The organism is Bryocella sp. (genome assembly GCF_058498515.1).
The window spans coordinates 19325-44990 of sequence record NZ_JBMHYI010000014.1 but is presented as its reverse complement, the minus strand read 5'-3'; the positions used below and the strand labels follow the sequence as shown (position 1 = coordinate 44990).

Below are 25666 nucleotides of genomic sequence, written 5' to 3'. Positions count from 1 at the left end.
TCTGGACGGGTGCGACGCGCGGCTTCGGCTGCGCGTTTGCCTTTGCGGTCGTGAAAGGCGGATGAAATTGCTGCAGCGGTGGAGGCTGTGGACGTTCGCGAGCGGCACGCTGCTGTGTGGGTGGAAAGCGATGAGACTGCGGGGCCAGGTGGGCGCCGGGATCGCTACGAAATCTGCGTGATGCGATACACACGGAGTACTTTCGTTTATGGATTTCACTGGCACTTTCGCCCCCAGCGCTTTAGGATGAGGCCACCAGCAACTAAACCAGGGCCCGCAACACCTTACCTGAAGGGACTATCCGATGACAGCCTTCTTCTGGTGCATTGCTATCGCAGTTGTGGTTTGGGTTGGATCGATCCTGGCTCTTCTGAGCATCGCCTTCTGGGAGACCCTCAGCGAGAGGCGGCGTAAGGGCGCGGTATCAGAGCCGGATCTCATTCACCCCTCCGCAGGCCGTTTTGGCCCAAGAATGGTGGGCGGACGGTTGAAGCAGGACTCCGCGGCGTAGGCGAATCGGTCTGGGGGACCGATTCTTGACTCGCTATGCGGTTAGCCATTGCAGGGCGTTTGCCAGGAATCGTTGTTGCATCACGGGGTGCATGGGCGGCACGCGGTGGAAGAGCACCTTGCCCTTGCCAAGCTTGGTGGTGAAGGTGCCTGCGCCGACTTTGCGGTCGTGGTCGCGGGAGTAGCCGACGACGACCTCGACCTCGGGGCCGTTGGGAGCTTTCTCAACGAGCAAGCCGTTTGATTGGCGTCCCGGCGTTTGATAGAAACCGCCCATGGCGGCGTTGACAGGCATGCCTGCGAAGAGTGCGTGCTCGCGCACGAAGTACCAGTTGCCCATCCATGGGGCGCGGAAGTCGCCGACAGCACCGTTGTAGGTGAAGGCTCCGGAGGCGGAGAGCTCGCGGGCGAGGCCTTCGCTGAGGGTGTCAGACTGCGGGATGGCGAGTAGCGGCGTGCCATTGCGTACTGCGTCGAGGATTCCGGGAGCGAAACTGCCTAGCTTCGTCGGCTCGGGGACTTCGCCGGGCTCAGGTGCGTGGCCCGGTTTCATCGTGGGCATGGACTCGCCGGTGGTTTCGCCGATGTTCGCGTCCATCTTCGTGTGGGAGGTGATGCCGGCGGTGATGATGAGGTCGAAGCCGTTTCCGGACCTGTAGTCGTTTATGACGAAGCATTTTCCGGCGAGAGCGGATTCTAGTTGCTGGCGGAGTGCCGGCGTGATACCAACAACTCCAATACGACCGCCGACTTCGCAGTCAGTCTTTGCGTAGGGAGTTGCGGTTGACCATAGCTCCTTCGTCTGCGTGGCCGACGGCACGGAGCTTATCGCGAACTTGAAGCGGTAGAGGCCTTCTTCTGTTAGGGCTGGTGTTTCGAAGGCTTCTTTGAGGAGGTAGCTGAAGATGTCGGGATGCTGCTGCGGGACGGGCAGCGAGATGAGCTGCTGGCGCTTGCCGCTGGGCGTGATCATCGTGAAGGTCAGCGTGCCTGTTGCGGACTTCGACGTGTCGTTGGCGAGGAAGAGATCGAAGGTTGCGGGCTGGCCTCGTTCGATGACCAGGGAGCGCTGCTTGGCGATGGGGCGGATGGGCAGTAGCGAGCCGCGGATAAGCTCGGGGTCGGACTTGAAGTTGCGCAGGTTGTCGACGATGCCGGAGTGGTTCTCGATGGCGGTCGATTCCCAGCCGGAGATGGCGGCGAAGTCCAGCTCGTCGCTGATGCGGGCGTTCTCCATGTAGTTCTGCCAGGACTCATAGCAGGTGCGGCCGACGGTTTTGAAGACGGCTTCGCTGGTGGGGAAGGCCTTGCGGAAGTTCCAGCGGTCTAGGAAGCGTTCGTAGCCGGCGATGATCTCTTCGTGGTCAGCAAGGTCATAGCTGGTTCCGGAAATGCTGGGACCTTTGCCGTTGCTGCCGTACTTCGCATACGTGGTCTCGATCTGGTGGACCATCAGGTTGTGGATGTCGGGGCGGGCGCAGCCTTCCATCTCGCCGAACTCGGTGAGGACGTCTTTGTAGGGCGCGCGGTAGGTGTATTCCGTGGGCGACTTGTAGAACTGGTCGTACCATTGATCGCCTGCGCCCTGATGGTTGTTCCACCAGGCACCGGCCTTCTCTTCGTCGCTGCGATGCAGCTTGCCAGGGACGAGATTCGAGATGCCAGATGCGAGATGCGAGGACGGGCCTTCGCCGGCATGGAGTTCATCGGAAGGGCCATCTAACGTCCACGGCTCGTACCAGGCTTGCGCCGCGCCGCGCTCCACGAAGCCATCGTTGAGGACGACGCAGCGTGATGGGTCTTCGTCGTGCATGGCCTTGAGGATGGCGAGCGTGGCGGGGTTCTTGAGGTCCGCGCCGATCTCGTTCTGCAGGCAGTACTCGATGACGGAGGGGTGCGAGCGGAAGGCCTTCACCATCTCGACGCACTTGACGAACATGAAGCGCTGGGCGAAGAGATCGGCTTCGCTGGTGGGCTTCTCCATGACGATCCCGGCGGCATTGGCTGCGGTCTTGGCAGGTAGCTTGCCGATGGCCATCTTGCCCGCGCCGGGCTCCATGTAGCGTAGGACGCCGAGTTCGTCGTGCTTGCGCAGTACATCTTCCTTGGCAAGGTTGCGATGGAAGTTGAGGCAGTTGAGTCCGAGCGCCTGCGCGGCGCGGACTTCTTTCTCGGCGAGTTCGGGCACGGGGAACATGCCGTTGAGTCCCCAGAAGCCCCAGGAGATGGAGGTGTAGATGCGGATGCGGCGGTTGTTGAGCCGGAACATGGCGTCGGTGCCGATGCCGGGTGTCGTGAAGCTGCGGAAGCCGAAGGCTATGGTGCGGGTGTCGTTCCGACCGTTCGCCCTCATGTTTTCGGCAGTTACCTTTAAGCGATACAGACGCGGAGAGTCGACGCTCCATAACTCCGCTTCCACGAAAGTGATTTCGCTCGTTTCGAAGAAATTGCTGGTCCCGAAGCTCCTCATCAGCCCGCCATAATGCCCCTGCCCACCTTGCTGCACAACGTCGTAATTGGTGGATTGGAATGTTGGCTTACCATCCTCGCCGATCTTTGGGAGCCAGCCTCCAAGGGACGTCCCGGTTCGCGGATCGATGAGCTCCCATCGAATCGCATTGCTGCCGCCTGCATCTTCGGCCTCGATGTGCGCATACAGAATGATCTTGCGCGGGTTTGGCGTGTTGAGCACCCAGGCGTCGAGGATCCGCATTTCGTGCTCGTGTGCGCTGATTGTGATGCCGCGATCCAGTGCGCCGAAGCCGTGGGAGCGATAGAGGCTGACCTTGCCCCACTTGGCATTGAGGCCGTCGACCCAGTCGAAGCGGCCGAAGGGATTGGTGATGCGGATGGCGAGTTGGTTCTCTCCGCCGGGCTTCGCTGCCGCGGTAAGGTCGGCTTCGAAGGGAAGCTCTTCCATGATGGAGTAGCCGCAGAGCTTGTTGTTGAGATAGACCTCGGCCCGGAGGTGGGCTCCACGGATGTGGAGGAAGATTCGTTTGCCCTGCATCGATGCGGGGATGTCGATGGCCCGGTAGAACCAGCTCACACCGAAGTAGGCGCCGTTCTGCGGGATGTCGTCATCGGCGGGTGCGCCCGCGGGTGCCTTGGCATAGCGATACTCTTCGGGCGTGTAGGGGCGGGGTTTGCCATCTGTTCCAGCGCCGTACCTTCCCCAGAAGTGCTGCTCGACGGAGGTGGGGAGCATGACTTCGAGGCCGGCGGAGGGCGTAAGGACGCTCCAGCCACCGGTGGGCTCGTTGACGGGCAGGGGATGGCCTTTGCCGCAGATCTTGCCGTCTATCCAACTGACGTCCTCGGGGAGGAAGATGTCGTCGGTCTCCCAGTGGGCCTTCGAATCGATCCAGAGATGCCAGCCTTCGTCGGGGATGAGCGTACCGTTCTCCGGCCATGCGAAGGGATGTGGCTTCGCCTTGGGCTCTGCGAGCGAAGACGTGGGCAGATAGGGAGCGGAGGCACCGAGGGCCATCGTCTTGAGTACATTCCGGCGGGAGATCGCGCGGGGGAAGGACATCGTGCACACCTTTGCAGAGAGCGGAGCTGGTTGGGTTTCGTCGCGCGTGCTGCGCGACCTTAGGCGACGTTGCCAACATACCATTCCGGGCTGTTGGGTTAGGTCGAGGAGCCGCGTCGCTTCGTCATGGAGTTCCGGGTGTGATTGACGGCATGACAAGACAACAAGGGCGAGACCATTGGCCTCGCCCTTGTTGTCTCGTCAGAAAGACTGCCGATTATGCCTGCCAGCCGCCGCCCAGTGCCTGGTAGAGCTGTACGAGCGAGAGTGCCTCGGCCTGCTCGGCGCTAATCAGGTTGAGCTGCGCGGTGAAGAGGTTGCTGTCGTTGGTCAGCACCTCGAGGTAGCTGGATGCGCCGCCCTGGTAGCGGATGCGAGCGAGGCGGGTGGCATCCTGTGCGGAGGCTACGAGCTTCTGCTGCTGCTCGCGTGCCGCGCGCGTTTTGTTGACCGCAATGAGGGCGTTCGAGACATCGCGGAAGGCGCCGAGGATGGTCTTCTGATAGGTGAGGACCATCTCCTCCTTCTGCTGCTTGGAGAGGTCGTATTGTCCGCGCAGCTTGCCGCCCTCGAAGATGGGCTGTGCGATCTGGCCGATTCCGTAGACGGTGTGGCCGCCGGGATCGAAGAGGTCGCCCCAGTCGCTGCCGCCGAGTCCTGCGGAAGCGGTGATGCTGAGCTGCGGGAAGAACTGAGCGCGGGCGACGCCGACCTGCGCGTTCGCGGCCATCAGCTGAGCTTCGGCCTCCTGGATGTCCGGACGGCGCTCGAGCAGCTGCGATGGCACGCCAACGGGGAGATCCTGCGGCACGGGAGCGAGCGCTGCGGTGTCCGTGTGGGTCACGGGGCCGGGCGTCTGTCCCAGGAGGACGCGCATGGCGTTCTCCTGCTGCTGGATCTGCTCTTCGATTGCGGGGATTTGCGACTGCGCGGTGTAGAGCAGTTGCTCGGCCTGGCGAACATCGCTGAGCGGAGCGTTGCCTCCGGTCTGCAGCGTGTTGGTGAGGTCGAGCGAGTCTTGCCGGGCCTTGACGGTGGACCTCGCGACGGCGAGCTGCTCATCGAGCGAACGCAGCGTGAGGTAGGTGGTGGCCACCTGGCTCACGAGCGTCATACGCACGGCGCGGCGAGCCCACTCCTGCGAGAGCATCTGGTCGCGTGCGGCTTCGGTCTGCTTGCGGTATAGGCCCCAGAAGTCGGGCGTCCACGAGGCTGCGAAGCCGAAGCTGCCGGCGGCGAGCGGGTTCGAGCCGAGCGTGCTGGAGAGCGAGTTGGGAAGCTCCGCGCCAAGACCGCTGGCGGAGCCGCTGAGCGTGGGCAGTCCCGCTGCGCGCGTGATCTTTACCTGCGACTGCGCTTCGAGCACCTTCTGTGCCGCGATGCGGAGATCGTAGTTGTTGACCAGGGCCTGGCGGATGAGGTCCTGCAGTTCGGGCTCGTGGAAGACCGAGCTCCACTGCTGATCACCCAGCGAGTCCTTGGCGTCGCTGGCGATCTGCGCCTCGTCCGCGCCGCGGAACGCCGGCGGGGCCGGAGCGACGGGACGCGTGTACTTGGGGCCGACGTTGCATCCCGTGGCCGTAAGCGTGGCGATGAGCGCGAGGCTGATCGCCGCGTTGCGGAGGGCGTGAGTGGTGTTCATCTGTGAGATCAAGCGTGACCTCCTTCCGAGCCGGAAGGCTGGTGGATTCCCGCAGCTTTGCCAGCCGCAACGGGGTCTAAGTCGTGTTCTGAATCCATCGTGGTGCCTTTGCCGCCCCTGCTGAAGCGGTGAGAGATGTACTCGACCACCGAAAAGGTGACGGGCACCATGAGGATGCCGAGGACGGAGGCAAGCAGCATACCGCCGATGACGACGGTGCCAAGGATCTGGCGTGAGGCGGCACCTGAGCCGCTCGCGGTCCACAACGGCAAGCAACCGAAGATGAAGGCGAAGGCCGTCATCAGGATGGGCCGGAAGCGGAGCCGGGCGGCTTCGAGCGCCGACTGTGCGATGGGTTTGCCGGACTTGTAGTTGGTCACGGCAAACTCAACGATGAGGATGGCGTTCTTCGCCGAAAGACCGATCAGCATGATGAGGCCGATGGTGGCGAAGATGTCATTCTCGAGCGAGCGCGACCACAACGCGATGTAGGCGCCAAGGATGGCGACCGGTGTGGAGAGCAGAACGCTGAACGGCAGCGACCAGCTCTCGTACAGCGCGGCGAGGATGAGGAAGACGAAGATCAGCGAGAGTCCGAAGACTGCCCACGTGGGCACGCCCTTCTCGGCCTGCTGCTCCTGGTAGCTCATGCCGTTGTAGTCGTAGCCCATGCCTTCGGGCATCGACTTCGCGAAGACCTCTTCGAGAGCGTGTCGAACCTGTCCCGAGCTGTATCCCGGAGCTCCGGAGATATTCAACTGCGCGGCGGGGTACTCGTTGAAGTGAAGGATGAACTCCGGTCCGTTGATCTTCTTCACGTGGACCAGCGACGCCAGAGGTACCTGGCTTCCATTCGCGCTGCGGACGTAGAACTGATTGATGTTGTCGATCTTCGTGCGCGAGCTGCCTTCAGCTTCCACATACGTCTGCCACTGGCGGCCGAAGCGGTTGAAGTAGTTCACCAGGTAGCCACCCATGAAGGTGGACATGGTGTTGTAGATGCTGCCGAGATCGACCTGCTGCTCGATGGCCTTCTCCTTGTCCACATCCGCATAGAGCTGCGGAACTGCGGGCAGGTAGGAGGGAATCGAAGCGGCGATTTCGGGTCGATTCTTCAGCGCGCCGAGATAGGCGTAGAGGTTCTTGGTAAGGAACGTCGGATCGTCGTTGCCGGAGCGGTCTTCGACGATCATGGTGACGCCGCCCGAAGTTCCGATGCCAGGGATCGATGGTGGTGGGAAGCTGAAGGCAAGTGCCGCAGGATTTCCCATCAGCTTCATCGAGACAGCCTTCTGGATAGCGCCGATCTGCTCTTCCTTGGACTTGCGCTGATCCCATGGCTTCAGGGTCACGAAGAAGAAGGCCGTATTGGTGCTCTGCGTCTGCGTGAGCAGGCTGAAGCCGTTGACCTGGACGACGCTCTGGATGCCGGGCGTTGCGAGCAATGCTTTGGTGGCCTGCAGGCCGGCTTCGTCGGTGCGCTGGAGGCTCGAGGCATCGGGAAGCTGCATTGCCGCGAAGATGTAACCCTGGTCCTCCGATGGGATGAAGCCCGTGGGAAGGCGCGTGCCCATGAAGACTGCCGCACCCGCGATGATGGCGAGCGCGATCATGGTCAGCGTGGACTTATGGATGAGCACGTTGGAGGTGCTCACATACTTATCCGTGGTGCGGCTGAAGACGCGGTTGAACCAGTTGAAGAAGCGGCCGAGGAGACCCGGCTTCGCGTCCTTGTCCTTGGGCTTGAGCAGCAGCGCGGAGAGTGCCGGCGAGAGCGTCAGCGCGTTGAACGCGGAGATGAGCACGCTGATCGCGATGGTGACCGCGAACTGCTGGTACAGCCGGCCGGTGATGCCGGGGATGGCGGCGGTGGGGATGAACACTGCCGCGAGGATGAGTGCGATGGCGACGACCGGGCCGCCGACCTCTTCCATTGCCTTGATGGAGGCATCGGTGGGGCTCATGCCTTCATCGATATGGTGCTCGACGGCTTCGACCACGATGATGGCGTCATCGACGACGAGGCCGATGGCGAGCACGAGACCGAAGAGCGACAACGTGTTGATGCTGAAGCCGAGCAACGGGAAGAGGACGAAGGTTCCGATGAGCGAAACCGGTACGGCCAGCAGCGGAATCAGCGTGGCGCGCCAGCCCTGGAGGAAGATGTATACGACCAGCACGACGAGCGCGAGCGCGATGAACAGCGTCAGCACGATCTCATGGATACCGGCGCTGACGGCCAACGTGGTGTCCAGAGGAACGTCGTACTTCATGCTCGCAGGGAAGCGCTTGGTGAGCTCATCCATGCGGGCGCGTACGGCCGCGGCGACCTGCACGGCGTTCGATCCGGGAAGCTGGTAGATGGCCAGCATGCCGGCAGGCTCGCCGTTGAAGCGCGCGTTGAGCGAGTAGATCTGCTCGCCGAGCTCAATGCGGGCGACATCGTGCAGGTGCAGCACCGAACCGTCGGGGTTTGCACGGATGACGATGTTGGAGAACTCCTCCGGCTGCACGAGACGGCCCTGCGTGCGGACCGTGTAGGTGAACTCCTGGCCGTTGGGTACGGGCTCGCCACCGATCTGGCCGGCGGGGTTCACGTTGTTCTGTGTGCTAAGGGCAGAGATAACGTCGGTGGCCGTGACGCCGAGCTGCGCCATCTTGGCGGGATCGACCCACACACGCAGGGCGTACTGTCCGCCGAAGACCTGCACGCGGCTTACGCCGGGTACGCGGGCAAGCTCATCCTGCACATTGATGATGGCGTAGTTGGTGAGGAACGTTCCGTCATAACGGCCGTCCTTGGAGTTGAGGCCCACCAGCATCAGCGGCGAGGTCAGCGCCTTCTGCACTGTAAGGCCGGCGGTGTTGACCTGCGCTGGAAGCTGCGCCTGAGCCTGCGAGACACGCAGTTGCGAAAGGATCTGGTCGGTGTCCGCGTTGGTCTTCACGTCGAAGTCGACGTACAACGCCGACTGGCCGTTGTTGGCGTTGACCGAGTACATGTAGATCATGTTGTCGACGCCGTTCATCTGCTCTTCGAGCGGCGTGGCGACGGCCTGCTCCAGGGTCCGCGAGTCAGCGCCAGGATAGGTCGCCTGCACGAGGATCTCAGGAGGAACGATGTTCGGATACTGCGATGTGGGCAGCGTCAGCATCGACACCAGGCCGATGATGACCGTAAGCGCCGCGATGACGATCGCCACGATGGGGCGACGAATAAAGAACTTTGACATGGTCTACTTCTCCGCCGCGCTGCCGGCCTGGGTACTGTTGCTGCCGGCCGGTGCGCTGGCCTGGGCCGCTGCCGGGTGCGGGCTCACGGGAGCTCCCTCGCCCAGCTTCTGCAGGTTGTCGGTGATGATGCGGGTGCCGGGCTGCAGGCCCGAGAGCACCACCCAGTTGTTGCCAGCCTCTGCGCCGAGCTGCACATTGACGACGTGCACCTTGTTGTCAGGAGTTACGGTGTAGACCTGTTTGAGTCCCTGCAGGTCCGTGACCGCTATCTGAGGCACGAGGATCGCATTGTGCTTGATCTGCGTGTTGGCGGAGACGCGGCCGAACTGGCCGGGGCGAAGCAGGTTGCCGGGATTGGGGAAGATCGCCGCGATGCGGAGAGCTCCGGTCTGCTGGTTCATCTGGCGGTCGACGAAGACGATCTTGCCCTTCTGCGGATAGTTGGTTCCATCCGAGAGCGACAACGTGAGGGGCACCGCGGAAGCAGCCTTGAGGATATCGCCGTTGCCGGCATGAGATGCGCTGATGAGGCCCAGGTACTCTCCATCGGAGATGGAGAAGTAGACGCGGATGGGATCGAGCTGCGAGACCGCGGTCAGTGTGGACTGCGGGCTGACGAGGTTGCCGACCTGCGTGGTGGCCTGTCCGGCGACGCCGCTGATGAGCGAACGCACACGCGTGAAGCCGAGGTTGAGCTCCGCGCTCTCGATCGTGGCCTTCGCCGAGGCGATCTGCGCCTGCGCGCTGGCCACGTTGGCCGCGGCAGTGGCTAAGGTCTGCTTGTCGGTATCGAGCTGGCTTTGCGCAATGGCGCGCTGCTCGGCGAGCGGAGTGTCGCGCTTGAGGTTGATCTCAGCGAGGCCCTGCTGGGCCTGCGCCTGTCCGAGTGCTCCCTGCGCCTGCCCGAGCTGGCCCTTGGCCTGGTCGAGCGTGGCCTGGAAGGGTCGCGGATCGATCTCGAAGAGGACCTGGCCCTTCTGCACGACGGAACCTTCCTTGTAGTCCTGCTTGATCAGGTAGCCCGAGACCTGCGGCTGGATCTGCGCGTTGACGTTGCCATCCAGCGTGCCGACCCACTCGTTGCGCAGGGCGACGTCGCCGGAGCTGACGGTCACAACGGAGACGGGCAGGGGACCGAAGCCACCGGCGGCGGGCTTCTTGCTATCGCAGCCGCTCAACAGGACGGGTGCGGCCGTGGCCAGCAACAGGGCGGCAAGGCGTCCAGCGCCTGGGCCGAAGGTGCTCGCGGTGTCTTGTGCGCGATGCATCACTGAACTCATCACAACTCCTTCTTCATCATCCTCGGCGATCACGCGAGGGGAGAACTTGGCCGAGAGGGGGATACGCATGCGCCTGTCTGGCGGGTTCCCTAAACTCGACCGGGCTACACGGCTATGCTAAAACATACATGCGTGTATGTTTGTCACTGATGCTGGAGAAGACATGCTCGATGCAGAAAAATCGCGCGAACCGTTGAGGAAATCCACAACGGTTTTGAGGCGGCCCAGGGCTCGGAAGGCTCTTGCGCCGGTGCAGGACCGCGCGCTGCAAACCCGCCAGGATCTGCTGGATGCGGCTCGACGGGTCTTCGCCCGCGATGGTTTTGAGCTGGCCAGGCTTGAGGATATCGCGCGGGCTGCGGGGAAGACCCGCGGGGCTCTCTACACGCACTTTGCGAATAAGGAAGATCTTTTTTTTGCGCTCATCGAGCAGGATATCGCGCGTTCGAGCGATGTCTTCGAGGAGAAGCTGAGTCCCAAATCGACCTTCGAGGAGCGAGTTGCCGTCATCTGCGGCGAGCTTGTGGATTTGCTGCGCGACCGCAGGCGCGTGCTGCTGTATCTCGAGTTCAAGATGTACACGCTGCGCCATCCGCAGAAGCAGAAGCGTTTGGCGGACCTGCATGCAGATGTTTGCCGCGCGGGATCAGCTCGGAAGCTTGACCTGATCCCCGAGTTTCGGCGAGAGACGGAGCAGGCGCGGCGCAGGACCGGAGGGAACTTCGGTGCGGTGCTCGATGGCCTGGCGTTGAATATGTACTTCGATCCCGAGGGGCTGACCGAAGAGGACATTCATCGCCGCGTGGAGACCCTGGTACGCGAAGAGATGATCTCGCAGGATGAATTGCCGTAGACCTCTCCGTGGCCCGCTTTCGCAGGCCTACATGCCGGGATGGCCCAGTTCATTGGCATGCGGTACGAGCCTGAGGTAGACCGCGCCGGGGATGTGCGTCTGCCAGTGGTCGGTGGTCTTGGCCCACAGCACCGCTCCGAAGAAAATGTAAGCAAGCATCGCAGCGAGAGCGAGCGGAGGCACAGCTCGCCGGCTCCAGCGCGCGCGTGGCGTCTCGGCCTTGCGTGGCGGCAGGGCGAGTTGAAGAGCGTCTTGCGCGGGGCAGCTGGCGACGCACAGCATGCAGGCGCTGCACTCCACGGACTGGACCTGCACGAGCTTGTCGACGGGGAGATGCGATGGGCAGGCTTTGGAGCACTTGCCGCAGTCGATGCAGGCTTGCTCGTCGCGACGGATCTTGATCGGGCTGATCACTGCGGTGAGCCCCAGCAACGCACCGTAGGGGCAGAGGTAGCGGCACCAGAAATTCTGGATCATCAGCGAGAGACCCGCGAGCACGATCAGGACAATCAGCGCGGTGCGGCTCATGTCCCAGAAGAAGTTCATCATCTTCACGTCGAGGACGATGCCGAAGGGAGTGCTCATGAAGCCATTGAGCACGTCCGCGGACATCCACCCGATGACGCCGACGAAGAGTGCGAGCAGGATGTACTTGAGCGAGCGCAGTGTGTTGTCTGCCCAGCGCGGCAGCGTGAGGGTGCGGCCGAAAAGGCGCTGCCCGATGCGCCACAGGATCTCCGACGCGAAGCCGACGGGGCACAGCCAGGCGCAGAAGGCGCGCTTCAGGAGCACGCTCATCAGCACGAAGCCGAGGAAGAGGTACATGGCTGCGGGATGGATCGCGGGCACGTGGCCGGTGACGAAAAGATACTTCGCGTTCATCAGGCCGGCGATGGGCAGCCAGCCTTCGACACCTGCGGGGCGTGGGACGTAGAGGCCCGTGCCGCCGCGCTGGTAGTAGCGAACCCAGAGATAGAACTGCGCGCCGAGTGCAAGGTTCAGCAAGAGGAAGAGGCTCTGCACGACGTGGCGAATGAGCTGGGAGCGATCAGGCGTGGTGCGGCGAACGAGCTTCTTTTTTGTTCGGAGAGGTACAGCGACGGGTGGTTCTTCGAGCAGTGCGGGCATTCAGTCCTCCGCCTGTGTACGAAGGTAGGCGCACGTGGTACCGCGCAGCCGTGATCCAAGTCACGATGCGATACAGCATGTTGTTCGAAGAGAAGAGTTCTTAGCCGACGAGGTGGCCCATGCGGTCGCGCTTGGTCTCGATGTACTTCGCGAACGTGGGCTCTTCGGGGATGATGGCGGAGACGCGTTCGGTGACGCGGATGCCGGCGTGCTCGAGCGCAGCGATCTTCTCCGGGTTGTTGGTGATGAGGCGCACTGCGGGCACGTTGAGCTGCTTGAGTATCTCGGCGGGGAGATCGAAGCCGCGATGGTCGGCGCGGAAGCCGAGGCGCTCGTTGGCTTCGATGGTGTCGAAGCCCTGGTCCTGTAGCTCATAGGCGCGCAGCTTGGCCATGAGGCCGATGCCGCGGCCTTCCTGGTGCTCGTAGATGAGGATGCCGGCGCCGCTGTCGGCGATCATCTTCATTGCGAGATGCAGCTGGTCGTGGCAATCGCAGCGCAGCGAGTGGAAGACGTCGCCGGTGAGGCACTGCGAGTGGATGCGCAGCAGTGGAGGGTTCGTGCGGAGGTCGCCCATGGTCAGTGCGACGGCGGTTTCGACGGGCTTGCGGCCGGGATCGCCCGGCTGAGTCAGGCCTTCGAAGCCCAGGATCCGAAACGTTCCCCAGCGGGTGGGGAACTCCGCATCCGCGACTTTATTGACCGAGACGAAACTCATAGCAGCATTATAGATTCGCGAGTTCACAGAAGGTTGCAGTGAGCCGAGTCACAGACCGGCAGCGTGAGCCTGTGCCTTCGCGCGTAGAGTTAACGTGTGCATCCACCGAACCACGATCTGATCCTGATCACGCTGCTGGTCGAGCTTGGCGTCGCGGCGGCGGTGGCCAGTTCTCTGGCTCGCTCGTCGCAGTTCAAGCGGCTGCTGGTGGCGGAGCGGCGCAGCCGACGAGACCTCATCAAGCTGCTGGCGTGGATCGTGATTCCGCTGATGCTGGGCGTGTGGATCCGGGTGCGCGTTCCGAACTTTCTTGCCGCAGACCTTTCGTTCCAGGCTACGGCGCTGATGGGCCTGCTGCTTGGTCCCGGGCCGGCGATGGTGGGCGGCGCGGTGCTGGCATTGCCAGCGATGTGGCATCGCGAGGTCTTTGCCCTCGGGGCGAATCTTGCCGTGGCGCTGATCTTCGGCAACTTCCGGCGCTTCGTGGGAGAGGACGATGTGTGGTCGTTCTCGCCGCTGATCGACCTCAGCCTCTATCGCTGGGTGCGGCGCACGGTGGAGTTTCCGCACCTCGATCGGCAGATTTTCCTGCTGGTGCTGCTGACGGTGGTGCAGTTCGCGCTGAGCGTGATCTCGCATCTTCGGCCGCGTTCGCTGTTTGCGTTGTACTCGGACCACTGGCTAGTGGAGCTGGCGATCTGCGCGTGCGCTCCGGTGGTGGTAGGCATTCCGCTGAAGATCTGGAACTCGGTGCGCATCGAGCGCAAGCTCGAAGAGCAGAGTCGTCTGCTGCTGGAGGCTCGGCTGGACGCACTGCAGCGGCAGATCAATCCACACTTCCTGTTCAACACGCTCAACTCGATTGCATCGCTCATCCGTTCCCGGCCTGAGCTGGCACGCGAGATGATCGTGAAGCTCGGCAACATCATGCGTGTGCTGTTGCGAGATCGCGATGCGTTTGTGCCGCTGGGTGAGGAGCTGGAGTTCACCGATGATTACCTGGCAATCGAGGTGGTGCGCTTCGGAGACAAGCTGAGGGTCGTGAAAGAGATTGCGGAGGAGACGCTGGAGATCGAGGTGCCGAGCATGCTGCTGCAGCCGCTGATCGAGAACAGCATCAAGCATGGCATCGAGCCGCGCATCTCCGGTGGGACAGTGACGCTGCGCAGCCGCGTCGTGGGCGAGAAGCTGGTGATCGAGATTGAGGATGACGGCGTGGGCATGGAGCCGCGATCGAGCGTGACGGCGCCGGTGAGCGGTCTGGTGCGCGAGGGCTCCGGCATTGGGATGCGCAACGTGCGCGAGCGGCTGGAGGTGCTCTACGGCGACTCCGCACAGGTGGAGCTGGTGAGCCGGCCGGGGCGTGGCACACGCGTGCGGCTGGTGATGCCGGTCGAGACCGCTGAGGAGTTCATGCCCAAGCGCGCGCGTGCGACAGAACCGCTGCGCGTGTTGTGAGAGTGCACGTTCATCGGACATGCGCGGCCGCTTTGTTAGAATGAACCCCGGTGAAAATGCGCCATGGCTGAGCTGGTAGAGGTGATCGCGGGAGCGGGTGGCAACGCGATTGCGGTAGACCGCAGGCCAAAGCTGCGTGAGCGCCTTCAGCACCGCATCGTGTCGCAACCGGCGACCAATGCGAACCCCAAAAGATTGAGGAAGAAGATGAGCGAGATTGCATCGATTCACGCGCGTGAGATTCTGGATAGCCGCGGCAACCCAACGGTCGAAGCGGATGTACTGCTGGAAGATGGAACCATTGGGCGCGCGGCTGTGCCGAGCGGAGCCTCCACCGGCGAGAACGAAGCCGTAGAGCTGCGCGACGGCGACAAGGGGTACTACCTCGGCAAGGGCGTGCTGAAGGCGGTCGAGAATGTCGAGACGATCATCGCTCCGGAGCTCGAAGGCATGGACCCTTCCAACCAGCGGCTGATCGACGCAACGATGATTGCGCTCGATGACACGGAGAACAAGTCGAAGCTGGGTGCGAACGCGATCCTTGCTGTCTCGATGGCGACGGCGCGTGCTGCTGCGGCGAGCATTGGTGTGCCGCTGTATCGCTACCTCGGCGGCGTGAACGCGTGCGTTCTGCCTACGCCGATGATGAACATCCTGAACGGCGGCGCACATGCAGACAACAACGTGGACTTCCAGGAGTTCATGGTGATGCCGGTGGGCGCGGAAAGCTTCTCGGATGCGCTGCGCTGGGGCGCGGAGGTCTTCCATACGCTGAAGGGCGTGCTGAAGAAGAAGGGCTACAACACCGCAGTGGGCGATGAGGGTGGCTTCGCGCCTAACCTCAAGTCGAACGTGGAGGCCATCGAGGTGATCCTCGAGGCGATCGAGCTGGCGGGTTACAAGGCGGGCGAGCAGATCGCGATTGCGCTCGATCCCGCGGCCAGCGAGTTCTACGTGAAGGAGACGGGCAAGTACGTCTTCAAGAAGTCGGACAAGAGCGAGAAGAGCTCGGACGCGATGGTGAACTACTGGGACTCGTGGGTGCGCCAGTACCCGATCATCTCGATCGAAGATGGCCTGAGCGAGCATGACTGGGCGGGCTGGCGTCAGCTGACCGACACCATCGGCCGCCGCGTGCAGCTAGTGGGCGACGATCTCTTTGTGACGAACCCGAAGTTCCTGCAGCGGGGCATCAACGAAGGTTGCGGCAACTCGATCCTGGTCAAGGTCAACCAGATCGGCACGATCTCGGAGACGCTGGATGCGATCGAGCTGGCGCGCCGCAACGGCTACACCGCGATCATCTCGCATCGTTCGGGCGAGACTGAGGATGTGTTCATCGCGGACCTTGCGGTGGGTACGAACGCGGGCCAGATCAAGACCGGCTCGGCCTCGCGCACAGACCGCATCGCGAAGTACAACCAGCTGCTGCGCATTGAAGAGCAGCTGGGGCAGACGGCGCAGTTCCTGGGCCGCGACAGCGTGAACTGCGGAGAGTAGATCTCCAGCATTAGAAACGATAGAAGGGCGGAGCCATTGGCTCCGCCCTTCGTAGTTTGGCCGACGCTAGAACCAACGTGCGTGCATCGCTTCGAGGAATTCCTTCGTGATCGGGTATCCGGACGCGGATCCGATGACGGAGTCGATAGGGCAGCGTGGACAGATTGCTGTTTGGCCACCGTCGGTCCACTCAGCGATCTCACTCGGGGCATACGTGGCGAAGCAGTAGAAGCAGCCGCAGATGTCGCTGGCCTCGATGTCGGCCCGATGGAAGGCGCAGTGCTTGTGTGCCGCTTGAAGATCCCATGGGACTAGATGCGGCGATCTGTTTAGGATTCCCATCCTCGCAGGATAATTGCCGCGGCGGGCGAAATACAGGGGTTCCTCGCTGCGCTCGGAATGACGAGCCTCAAACGTAAGGGCGGAGCCATTGGCTCCGCCCTTATTGCTGCGAGATGAGAGTGAGTTATCCCAGCGTGGGCATAGACGTATCGACGCCGGTGCGGATGCCTGTTGGCCAGCGGGCAGTGATGGTCTTGAGGCGCGTGTAGAAGCGGACGCCTTCGGGGCCGTAGATGGCGTGATCGCCGAAGAGGGAGCGCTTCCACCCGCCGAAGCTGTGGAAGGCCATGGGCACGGGGATGGGGACGTTGATGCCGACCATGCCCGCCTGCACGCGGCGGGCGAAGTCGCGGGCGGTGTCGCCGTCGCGCGTGAAGATGGACGTGCCGTTGCCGAACTCGTGCTCGTTGATGAGTTCGAGCGCGGTTTCGAAGTTGTTGGTGCGCACGATGCCGAGCACGGGGCCGAAGATCTCTTCCTTGTAGATCTTCATCTCGGGCTTGACGTGGTCGAAGAGGCAGGCGCCGAGGAAGAAACCGTTGTTAGTTGTTCGTTGTTGGTTGTCAGTTGTTAGGGAGGCAGCGGCGAGGTGGTGGGTTCTGCCATCGACCACCAAGGATGCCCCTTCCTGAGTTCCCAACTCAACATAGGAAGTCACGCGGTCGAGGTGCTGCTTTGTAACGAGCGGGCCCATGTCCTTCTCGCCGCCGGGAGCGTCCTTGGCTCCGTCGCCGATTTTGAGGTCGGCGATGCGGGATTCGAGTTTTGTCAGGAGGTTGTCAGCAGTCTCGTGACCGACGGTGACGGCGATGGAGATGGCCATGCAGCGCTCTCCTGCGGAGCCGTAGGCCGCGCCGACGAGGGCGTCGGCGGCCTGGTCGAGATCGGCGTCGGGCATGACGATCATGTGGTTCTTGGCTCCGCCAAGTGCCTGGACGCGCTTGCCGTGCTTCGTGCCTTCGGCGTAGACGTACTCTGCGATGGGCGTGGAGCCGACGAAGCTGACGGCCTGGATCGTCTTGTGGCGGAGGATGGCGTCGACAGCGGTCTTGTCCCCGTGGACGACGTTGAGGACGCCGTCGGGCAGGCCAGCTTCCTTGAGCGCTTCGGCGAGCCAGAGGGAGGCGGAGGGATCGCGCTCGGAGGGCTTAAGGACGAAGGTGTTGCCGCAGGCGATGGCGAGCGGGAACATCCAGAGCGGGACCATGGCGGGGAAGTTGAACGGCGTGATGCCGGCGACGACTCCGAGGGGCTGGCGCATGTTCCAGGAGTCGACGCCGGTGCCTACCTGCTCGGTGAACTCGCCTTTGAGGAGTTGTGGGATGCCGGTGGCGAACTCGACGTTCTCGAGGCCGCGGGTGACTTCGCCTTTGGCGTCGGAGAAGACCTTGCCGTGCTCGCGATTGATGATGGAGGCGAGCTCATTCATGCGCGACTCGAGGATGTCGCGGAAGCGGAACATGACGCGGGCGCGGCGCAACGGCGGCTGGCTGGACCAGGACGGAAATGCGGCGGCGGCGGCGGCCACAGCGGCGTCAAGCTCGGAGTCGGTGGCTAGGGGAAGCCGGGCCTGCACTTTGCCGGAGGCAGGGTGAAAGACGTCGGAGTAGCGGCCGGAGACGCCTTCGACGCGCGCGCCATTGATCCAGTGAGGGATCGCCGGAAGGGACGCGGAAGACGTGGACTGGGAATCAGCAGCGGGCGACAGGGTGGCGGCACACATGAAGACGCTCCTCCTTCCGAAGCGAGGAACCATATTATCAAGAGCGACGTACGTTACCGCTTACGCGGCGGAGGTGAGCGCGCGTCTGCGCGGCCGGGGCGGGTCGGCGGTCTCGCTATCGAAGCTGATGATGAGCACGCGGGCCGGGGTTTCGCCGGCCGAGCGGTAGTTACGCGGGGTCTCGCCGGAGATGTAGAGGACGTCGCGTGTGCCGAGGGTGTAGGTCTGGTTCTTGCGCTCGAGCTGCACAGAGCCGCTGAGCACGTAGACCATCTCGGTGCCCGGATAGACCTTGGGCTCGAAGGCTCGGGAGTCCGGCCCGGGCTGCAGCTCAGCCAGGCAGGGCCGGAGGCCACCCTCGGGGATCAGGATGCCGAAGCTCTCGGAGATGTAGTCGGGCTCGACGCCGCCGTGGGGCAGGCGCATACGGTCTTTGCGGCGCTGGATGCGGAAGATGCGGCGGTCGGTGGTCTCGAAGAAGTGCGAGAGGTCCTTTTCGAAGACCAGGGCGAGACGTGCGAGGTTGCGGAGCGTGGGAACGACGCGACCGGTTTCGAGCTGCGAGAGGAAGCTGGCGGATAGGCCGGTGCGGCGGCCGAGTTCGACGAGACCCATGGAGCGCTTGAGGCGGAGCTGCTTGATGCGCTTGCCAAGGTGGGCGTGGGCGAGCAGGTCTTCGGCGCCTTCGGGAGCGGGAGCAACCTGGAAGGGGTTGTCGCCGGCCGGCGGTTTGGCCTGCAATACCGGGCTGGAGCCGTTCGCGGCTCCCTGGCCATTGGCTGAGGCGATCTCCTCGTGGCGGTTCAGCGTCATTGCGGCGACTGCCATGGGGGTCTCCGATCCCGGTAGCTTTCTCGAAATTCTTGCCAAAACTTACCCTCCAAAGGCGCGGCGCAACCGCAGTGGATTCACAGGCGACGCCTGCGCCCTGCTCTCACTTCTGACCGGCTAAGGATTGCCAGCGAAGCGGGAGGGATCCAGCGACTGCCTGAGGGTTGAGATGCGTTTCCAGGGATCCGAGGCCAAAACGGTCCGTGACGAAAGTAGGTCGGTGACCGATACGATCGGGCGCTGGGGTTCCTTGAGGGCGGTCCAGGGAAGTGGGAGGGAGACGTGGACGCCGGGGCGGGCGCGTGGCGAGAAGGCCGCGACGGCGGTTGCGCCGCGCTCGTTGCGGAGGTAGTCCAGGAAGATCTTTCCTTTGCGCTCGGACTTGCTCATTTTGGTGAGGTAGAGGCTGGGCTGGGCGCGTTCCATCGCGAGGACGAAGTTGTGCGTGGCGTCCTTGACCTCGGTCCAGCCGAGTTCGGGGTCGATGGGTGCGACGACGTGCAGGCCTTTGCCTCCGGTGAGCTTGAGGAAGCTTTCGAGGCCAGCCTTCTTGAGGCGCTCGCGGACTTCGGCGGCGGCGTCGGTGAGTGCGGACCAGGGCAGGGATTCGTCGGGATCGAGGTCGAAGATGATGCGGTCGGGATGCTCGAGGTCCGCGCTGGTCGAGCCCCAGGGATGGATCTCCAGGACGCCGATCTGGGCGAGGCTGGCGAGGGCTTCGGCGTTGTCGACGGCGATGTAGGATTCCTTTTCGCCGGTCTTCTTGTTGGGCACGTCGATGGAGCCGACGCCCTTGGGGAGCATGTGGTTGGCGTGCTTCTGGAAGAAGGTTTCGCCGCCGACACCCTCGGGGCAGCGGACGAGCGAGAGCGGACGGCCGACGATTTGCGGCAACATGTGCTCGGCGATGACCCAGTAGTAGTCGGCGAGCTGGCGCTTGGTGAGGCCGCTCTCGGGGTCGAGGACCTTGTCGGGATGGGTGAGGCGGATGGTCGCGGGTGCGCCTTCGACCTCGGCTGGTGGCTTTGCTTTTGCAGCTACGCGCGCGGCGACCGGGGCTTTGGCGTGATGCGAGGCTCCGGCATCGGCGCGGCGGTGTGCCGCGCGCCTGGGGGCAGCGTCTGGCTGGGGCTTTTCGGCCTTCAGATCGACGACAGGTTCTTCGAAGCGGACTTCATTGGCGGGCTTGTCTTCGCGGAGGCCGAGAAAGGAGGCCTGGCGGACGAGCTTGTCGGCGGTCCAGGTGGCGAACTGGACTTCGGCGACGAGCTTGGGCTCGACCCAGCAGACGTCCTTGCGGGCGTCGTTGGGGATGCGATCGAAGGCAGGCGAGCGGCGGGAGAGGCTCTCGAGTTTTGTGAGGAGATCGCGGCGCATGGCCTGGGTGAAGCCGGTGCCGGTGCGGCCGGCGTAGATCAGCTCGCCGTTGTTGTAGTAGCCCAGCAGCAGGGCGCCGATGCGGTCGCTGCCTTCGGCGGAGTGGGTGTAGCCGCCGATGACGAGCTCCTGTTCGCGGCGGCACTTGCACTTGAGCCAGGAGCTGCTGCGCGAGCCGGTGTAGGGAGCGTCGGCGCGTTTGCAGACGATGCCTTCGGCGTGGAGCGAGCAGGCGTGGGCGAACATTTTGGCTCCGCCGGTTTCGAGGTGCTCGCTGTAGCGGAGGGTGTCGTCGCCGGCGGGGATGAGCTGTTCGAGGAGCGCCTTGCGCTCGCGGAGCGGAAGGTCGCGGGGATTGCAGCCGTCGAGGTGGAGGAGGTCGAAGACGAAGTAGGTGAGCTTGTGCTGGGCTCCCTCCTGGAAGGCGGCCTGCAGGTCGGCGAAGCTGGTGGTGCCGTCGGCGGAGAGGACGACGACTTCGCCGTCGAGGGTGCAGCTGTTGACGGTGAGTGCGGCGACGGCCTTCGCGACGGTGGGCATGCGGTGCGTCCAGTCGAGGCCCTTGCGGGTGAGCAATTCGACCTTGTCGGCGCTCTTGCGGGCCTGGATGCGATAGCCATCGAGCTTGAGCTCGTGCAGCCAGCCGTCGCCTTCGGGAGGGTTGGTGGCCTCGAGCGCGAACTGGGGCGTGAGGAACTGGGGCTGGCGCTCTTTGGGAAGCTTGGCGAGTACGGCATTGAGCGTGGCTGCGGGAGCGACGCGGGTGGTGCGCTTTCGTGGTGCAGGAGTCTGGACTGGCTTGGCCGCAGCTGCGGCGCGCGTGGCAGGCTTGCGGAGCGCGACGGTGTTGGTGTTCTGGCGGTACCAGGCGCGGCCTTCGCCCTTGGCGGTGTCCTTGGAGTTCCAGACGTGGTCCTCGGCGTGAGCGATCTCTTCCAGAGAGCGGCCGGTGAGGGCGGAGTTGGGCTTCTCCTCGGTGATGGGTTCGGCGGTTTCAGAGCGCTCGTACTCGTCGTGCTCCTTGATGAGCAGCCAGTTGGGCTTGTCGGACGAGCCCCAGCTCTTGCCGTTGGAACCGGTGCGGGGTTTCATGCGGATGAGCGTCCACATGCCCTTCATCTTGGAGCCGTTCATCTCGAACTTGAGGGCTCCCTCGCGCAGACCGGCTTCGACGTTTTCATGGCCCAGCTGCGGCCACCAGGTGCCCTGGTCCCAGACCATGACGGTGCCGCCGCCGTACTGGCCCTGCGGGATGATGCCTTCGAAGCCGCCGTACTCCATGGGGTGGTCTTCGACCTGGACGGCGAGACGTTTGTCGCCGGGGAAGTAGCTTGGCCCTTTGGCGACGGCCCAGCTCTTGAGTACGCCTGCCCAGCCGAGGCGGAAGTCATAGTGCAGATGCGAGGCAGCGTGCTTCTGAATGACGAAGGGAAGGCCGCGGCTGAGCTTGGATTTTAGCTTTGCGGGAGCGGATTTGACCTTCGCGGGTTTGGCCGAGGTCTTGTCTCCGCCGGCTGGCTCGCTGGTGATCGCGAAGTCGCGCATGGAGCGATAGCGCTCGAGCTGCTCATCAACGAGGTCGGCGGAGCGCTCGATGCGGGGCTTCGCGGGTGCCTTGACGCTGGCCTTTGCAGGCTGCTTCGTTGCTTCCGCTGGGGTCTTCTTTGTCGCAGCAGATTTCATCGCCGTGGCCGACGACTTCTTTGTCTGGCTTTTCTTCGCGGCCCTTGGAGCGGCCTGTTTCTTCTTTACTGTCGCCATCGTCCGCTATGCCGTCTTTCTCGGGTGACTGGCCTTGGAGGCCGCTTTGGATGTCGTTTTGGGGGTCGCCTTGGTCGCGCGGGCAGATCCCTTGACCAGGGCGAGGCCCTTTGCCGTCGGCTTCACGGCGCGCGGCTTGCTTTCCGTACTCTTCGCCGCTGGGCGGGACCTTTCTTCGTCGGAACTCGCGGAGGTTTTGGAATCGCTGGAGACGCTCTTGCGCAACGCGTCCATGAGGTTGATGACCTTGCCGCGGCTGGGCGCGGGGGCCTCGTCCCTGGGGATGGGAGCGTGCTTCAGCTTGGCCTCGACGAGCTCTTTGACGGCGGCCTCGTAGCCGTCGACGAAGGTCTCGGGCTGGAAGCTTCCGCTGCGGCGCTTGATGAGCTCCTTGGCGAGGGCGAGCGAGTCGGCTTCGACGGCGGTCTTCTTGACCTCGTCGAAGTAGGTCGCGGGATCGCGAAGCTCGGCGTCGAAGCGAAGGGTGTAGGCCATCATGCCAGGGTGAGCGTCGGTGCCGGCTGGTGCGATGGCGACGACGTGCTCACGGCCTGAGAAGGCGATCTTGGAGAGGGCGATCTTCCTGGTGTCGAGCAGGGCCTTGCGCACGGTGACGAAGGCTTCGGTGGAGGCCGCGTTTTCGGGCACGACGAAGTAGGGCTTCTCGTAGAACTCGGGGGAGATGTCCGCGGCGTCGACGAAGCGGGTGACCTCCATGGCGTGCTTGGAGGGCACGCGGAGGTGGGCGAGCTCTTCGGGCTCGATGGTGATGTATTGGCCCTTGGAGTACTCGTAGCCTTTGACGATCTGGGGCCGTTCGACGACTTCGTCCTGCTCGGCCGCGGCGTCGGGATTGCGCTCGAGGGCCGAGGCAAGCACCTTCTGGTGGCGCACGCGCTCGCCGGTCTTGCGATCGATTTCGTGGAAATGGATGTCGCTACGGGCTTCGGTGGCGACGAAGAGCTTCACCCCAAAGCTGACCAGCGAAATCTGGATTTGTCCGCTCCAGTATGGACGGGCCATACCTCACCTCACGCAAAGTCTTGCTTTCCGATGAGATTGCGTTTTCCGGGGGAGGGATGCTCGGAGTTGTGTGGGCGAGATACCAGCGGTACCGAATCGTTACGCGAAGGTCAGCTCGACCTTACCGGCGGTGGCGAATTCGGCGACGCAATGGCTGCCGGGAGCGGCGGGGGTGTTGCCCGTCCAGGAACCGGTGGTGATCCACTGGCCGCGCTTGAGGCCGCCGGTGCGGGCTGCGCCTTCGTTGGCGAGGAAGGGAAGCAGGCGGAGCAGATTGCCGGAGGTGTTGGAGCCGGTGCGGTCGGAGAGGATGTCGCCGTTCACGGTGAGGGTCACGCGTTCCTTCGTGAAATCAATGGCCTGCCAGTTCTCGATCGCCGGGCCGGGGACGAAGCCGCCGTTCATCGAGAGGTCGCCCTGGGAGCTGCCGCGTGCGGCCTTGCCGGGCTCGGTCAGGGCCGATTCCAGCACCTCGATGGCGGGGTGGCAGGAGGCTATGGCGTCGAGGACTTCGGCGAGGGTGTATGGCGTGTCACGTGGGGGCAGGTCCTGTCCGACGAGGAAGGCAATTTCCGCCTCCAGCACGCGCAAGCGCCAGTGCGGACCGCTCAAGACCGAGCCGCCGGGGTTGATCCAGTCGGCCGGCATCGGGGCGAAGGACGGAGTCGCGTCGGCCGTGGGCGCGCCGATCTTCCATCCGCCGATGGGCCCGAGGGCGGCGGCGATGAGGTCCTGCACGAAGTAGATTTCGTCCAGCTCGACCGGCTGCAGCTCGGTGGGGAGGTCGGCGATGGTGTGATCGACGCTGCGGCAGTCGATGAGGATGGAGGCAGCGTTGCGCAGCGCGTGCTCGCGGGATTCGGTCATGGAGTTCTCCGTTCTGATGAGGGACGGTTGCGGCCCGGAACTTATTGGAGGAGCACGGGCTCGGGCACATAACCGTGCCAGGCGGCCGTACGGCGCAGCGCTTCGTCGAGTGGGATACGCACCTCGAGGCCAAGCTCGGAACGGACGCGATCAATGGCGGGGACGTAGCTGTTGAGGGGATGATTGAGATCGACGGCGCCTTCGATGCGGACTTCGAGCTCGGGCCGAAGCGTGGCGGCGGTGAGGCGGGCGGCCTCGGCGATGCTCATGCCCTGGTCGCTGCCGACGTTGTAGGCGCGGTTGGCCTGGCCTCGGACCAGCAGCGTCCAGATCCAGACGGCGAGGTCGGCCATGTAGAGCCAGGAACGGCGCGGCGTGCCGTCGCTGCGGATGACGAGCGGCTCGTTGCGGATGGCCGAACGCAGGAAGTTGCCGATGGCGAAGTGGGCGTCGAGGGGAAGGTGCGGACCGACGAAGGCGAAGCATCGGGCGATGACGGGCTCCAGCAGGGTCTTGTCGGCGTAGGCGACGCAGAGGTTTTCGCTCATGCGCTTGGCCTCGTCGTAGGAGCTGGAGAGGGCGAGCGGATCGGGGCCGGAGAGGAAGGTCTCGGGCGTGCGCATCAGCGTGGTGGTGCGACCGTAGACGGCGCCGCTGGAGGTGTAGAGGAGCCGCGTCGCGCCGCATTCGCGGGCAAACTCAAGGACGCGGCGCGTGCCATCGAGGACGGAGTTGGCCAGAACGTAGGCGGGGCGCTCGCCCTGCTTGCCTCCGGAGTCCGTGGCGGCGTGCAGGATGTGGGAATACGGCGCGGCGGGGAAGCGGAACCGCGCGATGTCGCCTTCGAGGAGCAACACCGCGGGGTCGAGCGCGATGTGGGGCGAACGCGCGCGAAAGTTGGCTGCGCTGCGGGTGAGCACCGTCGCGTGCAAGCGCAGGTTGAGCGTGCGGTTGGCATGCAGCAGGGATTCCAGCAGCCAGTGGCCGAAGAAGCCGGTTCCGCCGGTGATGAACAATCTCGCTCCACGCAGGGGCGCGAAGGCGCTCTCGGCGTGCTGGAGCACATGGTCAAGGTCCTGCTGGGCGATGGGCTTGGTGGGCATGACGTGCGAACGAACCGGCGATGCGCGCGATGGATCCGTGGCGCGGCATCCTGGCGGCATCTTCCTCGGATCATCCTCGCACACGACGGGCGGGGTGCCGGCTAATCTTCTGGATTCCAACGGGTTCTACCGTAGTGGGCGACGAGGTTCACTCGGCGAGGTGGGTGGGCTTCTCGCCGAAGTCAGGGCCGAAGTAGCAGCGTTCGACGACCATGCAGAAGATGTGTTCCAGGGCGAGCTGCGACTCCTGGATGTTCATGGTCACCTTCGACGGGATGATGACGTTGATGTCGGCGTGATCCTTCATCGCCCCCCCCTGATTGCCGGTGTAGGCGACGGTGTGGATGCCCAGCGTCTTGGCGAGCTTGAGGGCCTTGAGGCAGTTCTTGGAGTTGCCGGAGGTGGAGATGGCGAGCAGCACATCGCCGGGGAGCCCGAGGGCTTCGACCTGGCGCTCGAAGACGTTGTCGTAGGAGTAGTCGTTGCCGATGGCGGTGAGGATGGAGCTGTCGGTGGTGAGGGCGATGGCGCGCAGGGCAGGGCGGTCCACGGTGAGGCGGGAGACGAATTCGGCAACGAGGTGCTGCGCGTCGGCGGCGGAACCGCCGTTGCCGCAGACCATCAGCTTGCGGCCGTTCTTCATCGCGTCGGCGGTGAGGCGTCCGGCCTCGACGACGGCCTCGTGGATAGCGTCATCGGCCAGAACGGCGGACATGGTCTCAATCGATTGTGCGAGCTGCCTGCGAACGAGTGCCTTCATCGGAGCCTGAACCTTCAAGTG

16 protein-coding genes are annotated in these 25666 nt (G+C 63.8%); 3 read left to right on the top strand and 13 right to left on the bottom strand.

Features of this window, described 5'->3' with window-relative positions; translation table 11 throughout:
* Positions 1-544: 544 nt before the first annotated feature.
* The 4 genes from AC5E6W_RS04390 to AC5E6W_RS04375 form a co-directional block, all read right to left on the bottom strand.
* The gene (locus AC5E6W_RS04390) at positions 545-4045 is read right to left on the bottom strand and encodes a glycoside hydrolase family 2 protein (RefSeq protein WP_491751046.1); all 3501 of its coding nucleotides are present in this window, start codon (positions 4043-4045) and stop codon (positions 545-547) included.
* Between the two features lie 217 nt (positions 4046-4262).
* The gene (locus AC5E6W_RS04385) at positions 4263-5687 is read right to left on the bottom strand and encodes an efflux transporter outer membrane subunit (RefSeq protein WP_491751076.1); all 1425 of its coding nucleotides are present in this window, start codon (positions 5685-5687) and stop codon (positions 4263-4265) included.
* A gap of 8 nt (positions 5688-5695) precedes the next feature.
* A complete protein-coding gene (locus tag AC5E6W_RS04380; RefSeq protein ID WP_491751045.1) occupies positions 5696-8920 on the bottom strand; it encodes an efflux RND transporter permease subunit in 3225 nt (1074 codons plus the stop codon).
* 3 nt (positions 8921-8923) lie between these two features.
* Positions 8924-10201 (bottom strand): efflux RND transporter periplasmic adaptor subunit, encoded by a 1278-nt coding sequence (locus AC5E6W_RS04375; RefSeq protein ID WP_491751044.1) that lies wholly within the window; start codon positions 10199-10201, stop codon positions 8924-8926.
* Between the two features lie 214 nt (positions 10202-10415).
* Between AC5E6W_RS04375 and AC5E6W_RS04370 the strand changes: the two genes are divergently transcribed.
* Positions 10416-11054: a TetR/AcrR family transcriptional regulator gene (locus AC5E6W_RS04370; protein ID WP_491751043.1), complete on the top strand. Its 639-nt coding sequence runs from the start codon at positions 10416-10418 to the stop codon at positions 11052-11054.
* Between the two features lie 27 nt (positions 11055-11081).
* Here AC5E6W_RS04370 and AC5E6W_RS04365 read toward each other — a convergent pair whose 3' ends face one another.
* Both AC5E6W_RS04365 and ribA read right to left on the bottom strand, forming a co-directional pair.
* On the bottom strand, positions 11082-12182 hold the full coding sequence (locus AC5E6W_RS04365; protein ID WP_491751042.1) for a 4Fe-4S binding protein: 1101 nt from the start codon (positions 12180-12182) through the stop codon (positions 11082-11084).
* 100 nt (positions 12183-12282) lie between these two features.
* Positions 12283-12900 carry a GTP cyclohydrolase II gene (gene ribA, locus AC5E6W_RS04360; RefSeq protein ID WP_491751041.1) on the bottom strand — a complete coding sequence of 206 codons (618 nt, stop codon included), beginning with the start codon at positions 12898-12900 and terminating at the stop codon, positions 12283-12285.
* A 96-nt stretch (positions 12901-12996) separates the two neighbouring features.
* Between ribA and AC5E6W_RS04355 the strand changes: the two genes are divergently transcribed.
* Positions 12997-14358: a sensor histidine kinase gene (locus tag AC5E6W_RS04355; RefSeq protein ID WP_491751040.1), complete on the top strand. Its 1362-nt coding sequence runs from the start codon at positions 12997-12999 to the stop codon at positions 14356-14358.
* Positions 14359-14421: 63 nt separating this feature from the next.
* Positions 14422-15858, top strand: a complete 1437-nt coding sequence (gene eno, locus AC5E6W_RS04350; RefSeq protein WP_491751039.1) for a phosphopyruvate hydratase — start codon at positions 14422-14424, stop codon at positions 15856-15858.
* 466 nt (positions 15859-16324) lie between these two features.
* Here eno and AC5E6W_RS04345 read toward each other — a convergent pair whose 3' ends face one another.
* The 7 genes from AC5E6W_RS04345 to AC5E6W_RS04315 all read right to left on the bottom strand — a co-directional run bounded on the left by AC5E6W_RS04345 (position 16325) and on the right by AC5E6W_RS04315 (position 25645).
* Positions 16325-17923: a CoA-acylating methylmalonate-semialdehyde dehydrogenase gene (locus tag AC5E6W_RS04345; protein WP_491751038.1), complete on the bottom strand. Its 1599-nt coding sequence runs from the start codon at positions 17921-17923 to the stop codon at positions 16325-16327.
* 60 nt (positions 17924-17983) lie between these two features.
* Positions 17984-18751, bottom strand: coding sequence for a helix-turn-helix domain-containing protein (locus AC5E6W_RS04340; protein ID WP_491751037.1), 768 nt, complete (start codon positions 18749-18751; stop codon positions 17984-17986).
* A 120-nt stretch (positions 18752-18871) separates the two neighbouring features.
* Positions 18872-21892 (bottom strand): DNA ligase D, encoded by a 3021-nt coding sequence (ligD, locus tag AC5E6W_RS04335; protein ID WP_491751036.1) that lies wholly within the window; start codon positions 21890-21892, stop codon positions 18872-18874.
* 6 nt (positions 21893-21898) lie between these two features.
* Positions 21899-22915 (bottom strand): non-homologous end joining protein Ku, encoded by a 1017-nt coding sequence (gene ku, locus AC5E6W_RS04330; RefSeq protein ID WP_491751035.1) that lies wholly within the window; start codon positions 22913-22915, stop codon positions 21899-21901.
* A gap of 99 nt (positions 22916-23014) precedes the next feature.
* On the bottom strand, positions 23015-23782 hold the full coding sequence (locus tag AC5E6W_RS04325; protein ID WP_491751034.1) for a 2-keto-4-pentenoate hydratase: 768 nt from the start codon (positions 23780-23782) through the stop codon (positions 23015-23017).
* Positions 23783-23823: 41 nt separating this feature from the next.
* Positions 23824-24885 (bottom strand): NAD-dependent epimerase/dehydratase family protein, encoded by a 1062-nt coding sequence (locus AC5E6W_RS04320; protein ID WP_491751033.1) that lies wholly within the window; start codon positions 24883-24885, stop codon positions 23824-23826.
* A gap of 148 nt (positions 24886-25033) precedes the next feature.
* Entirely contained in the window at positions 25034-25645 is a 612-nt protein-coding gene (locus AC5E6W_RS04315; RefSeq protein WP_491751032.1) for a D-sedoheptulose-7-phosphate isomerase, read from the bottom strand.
* Positions 25646-25666 lie beyond the last annotated feature (21 nt).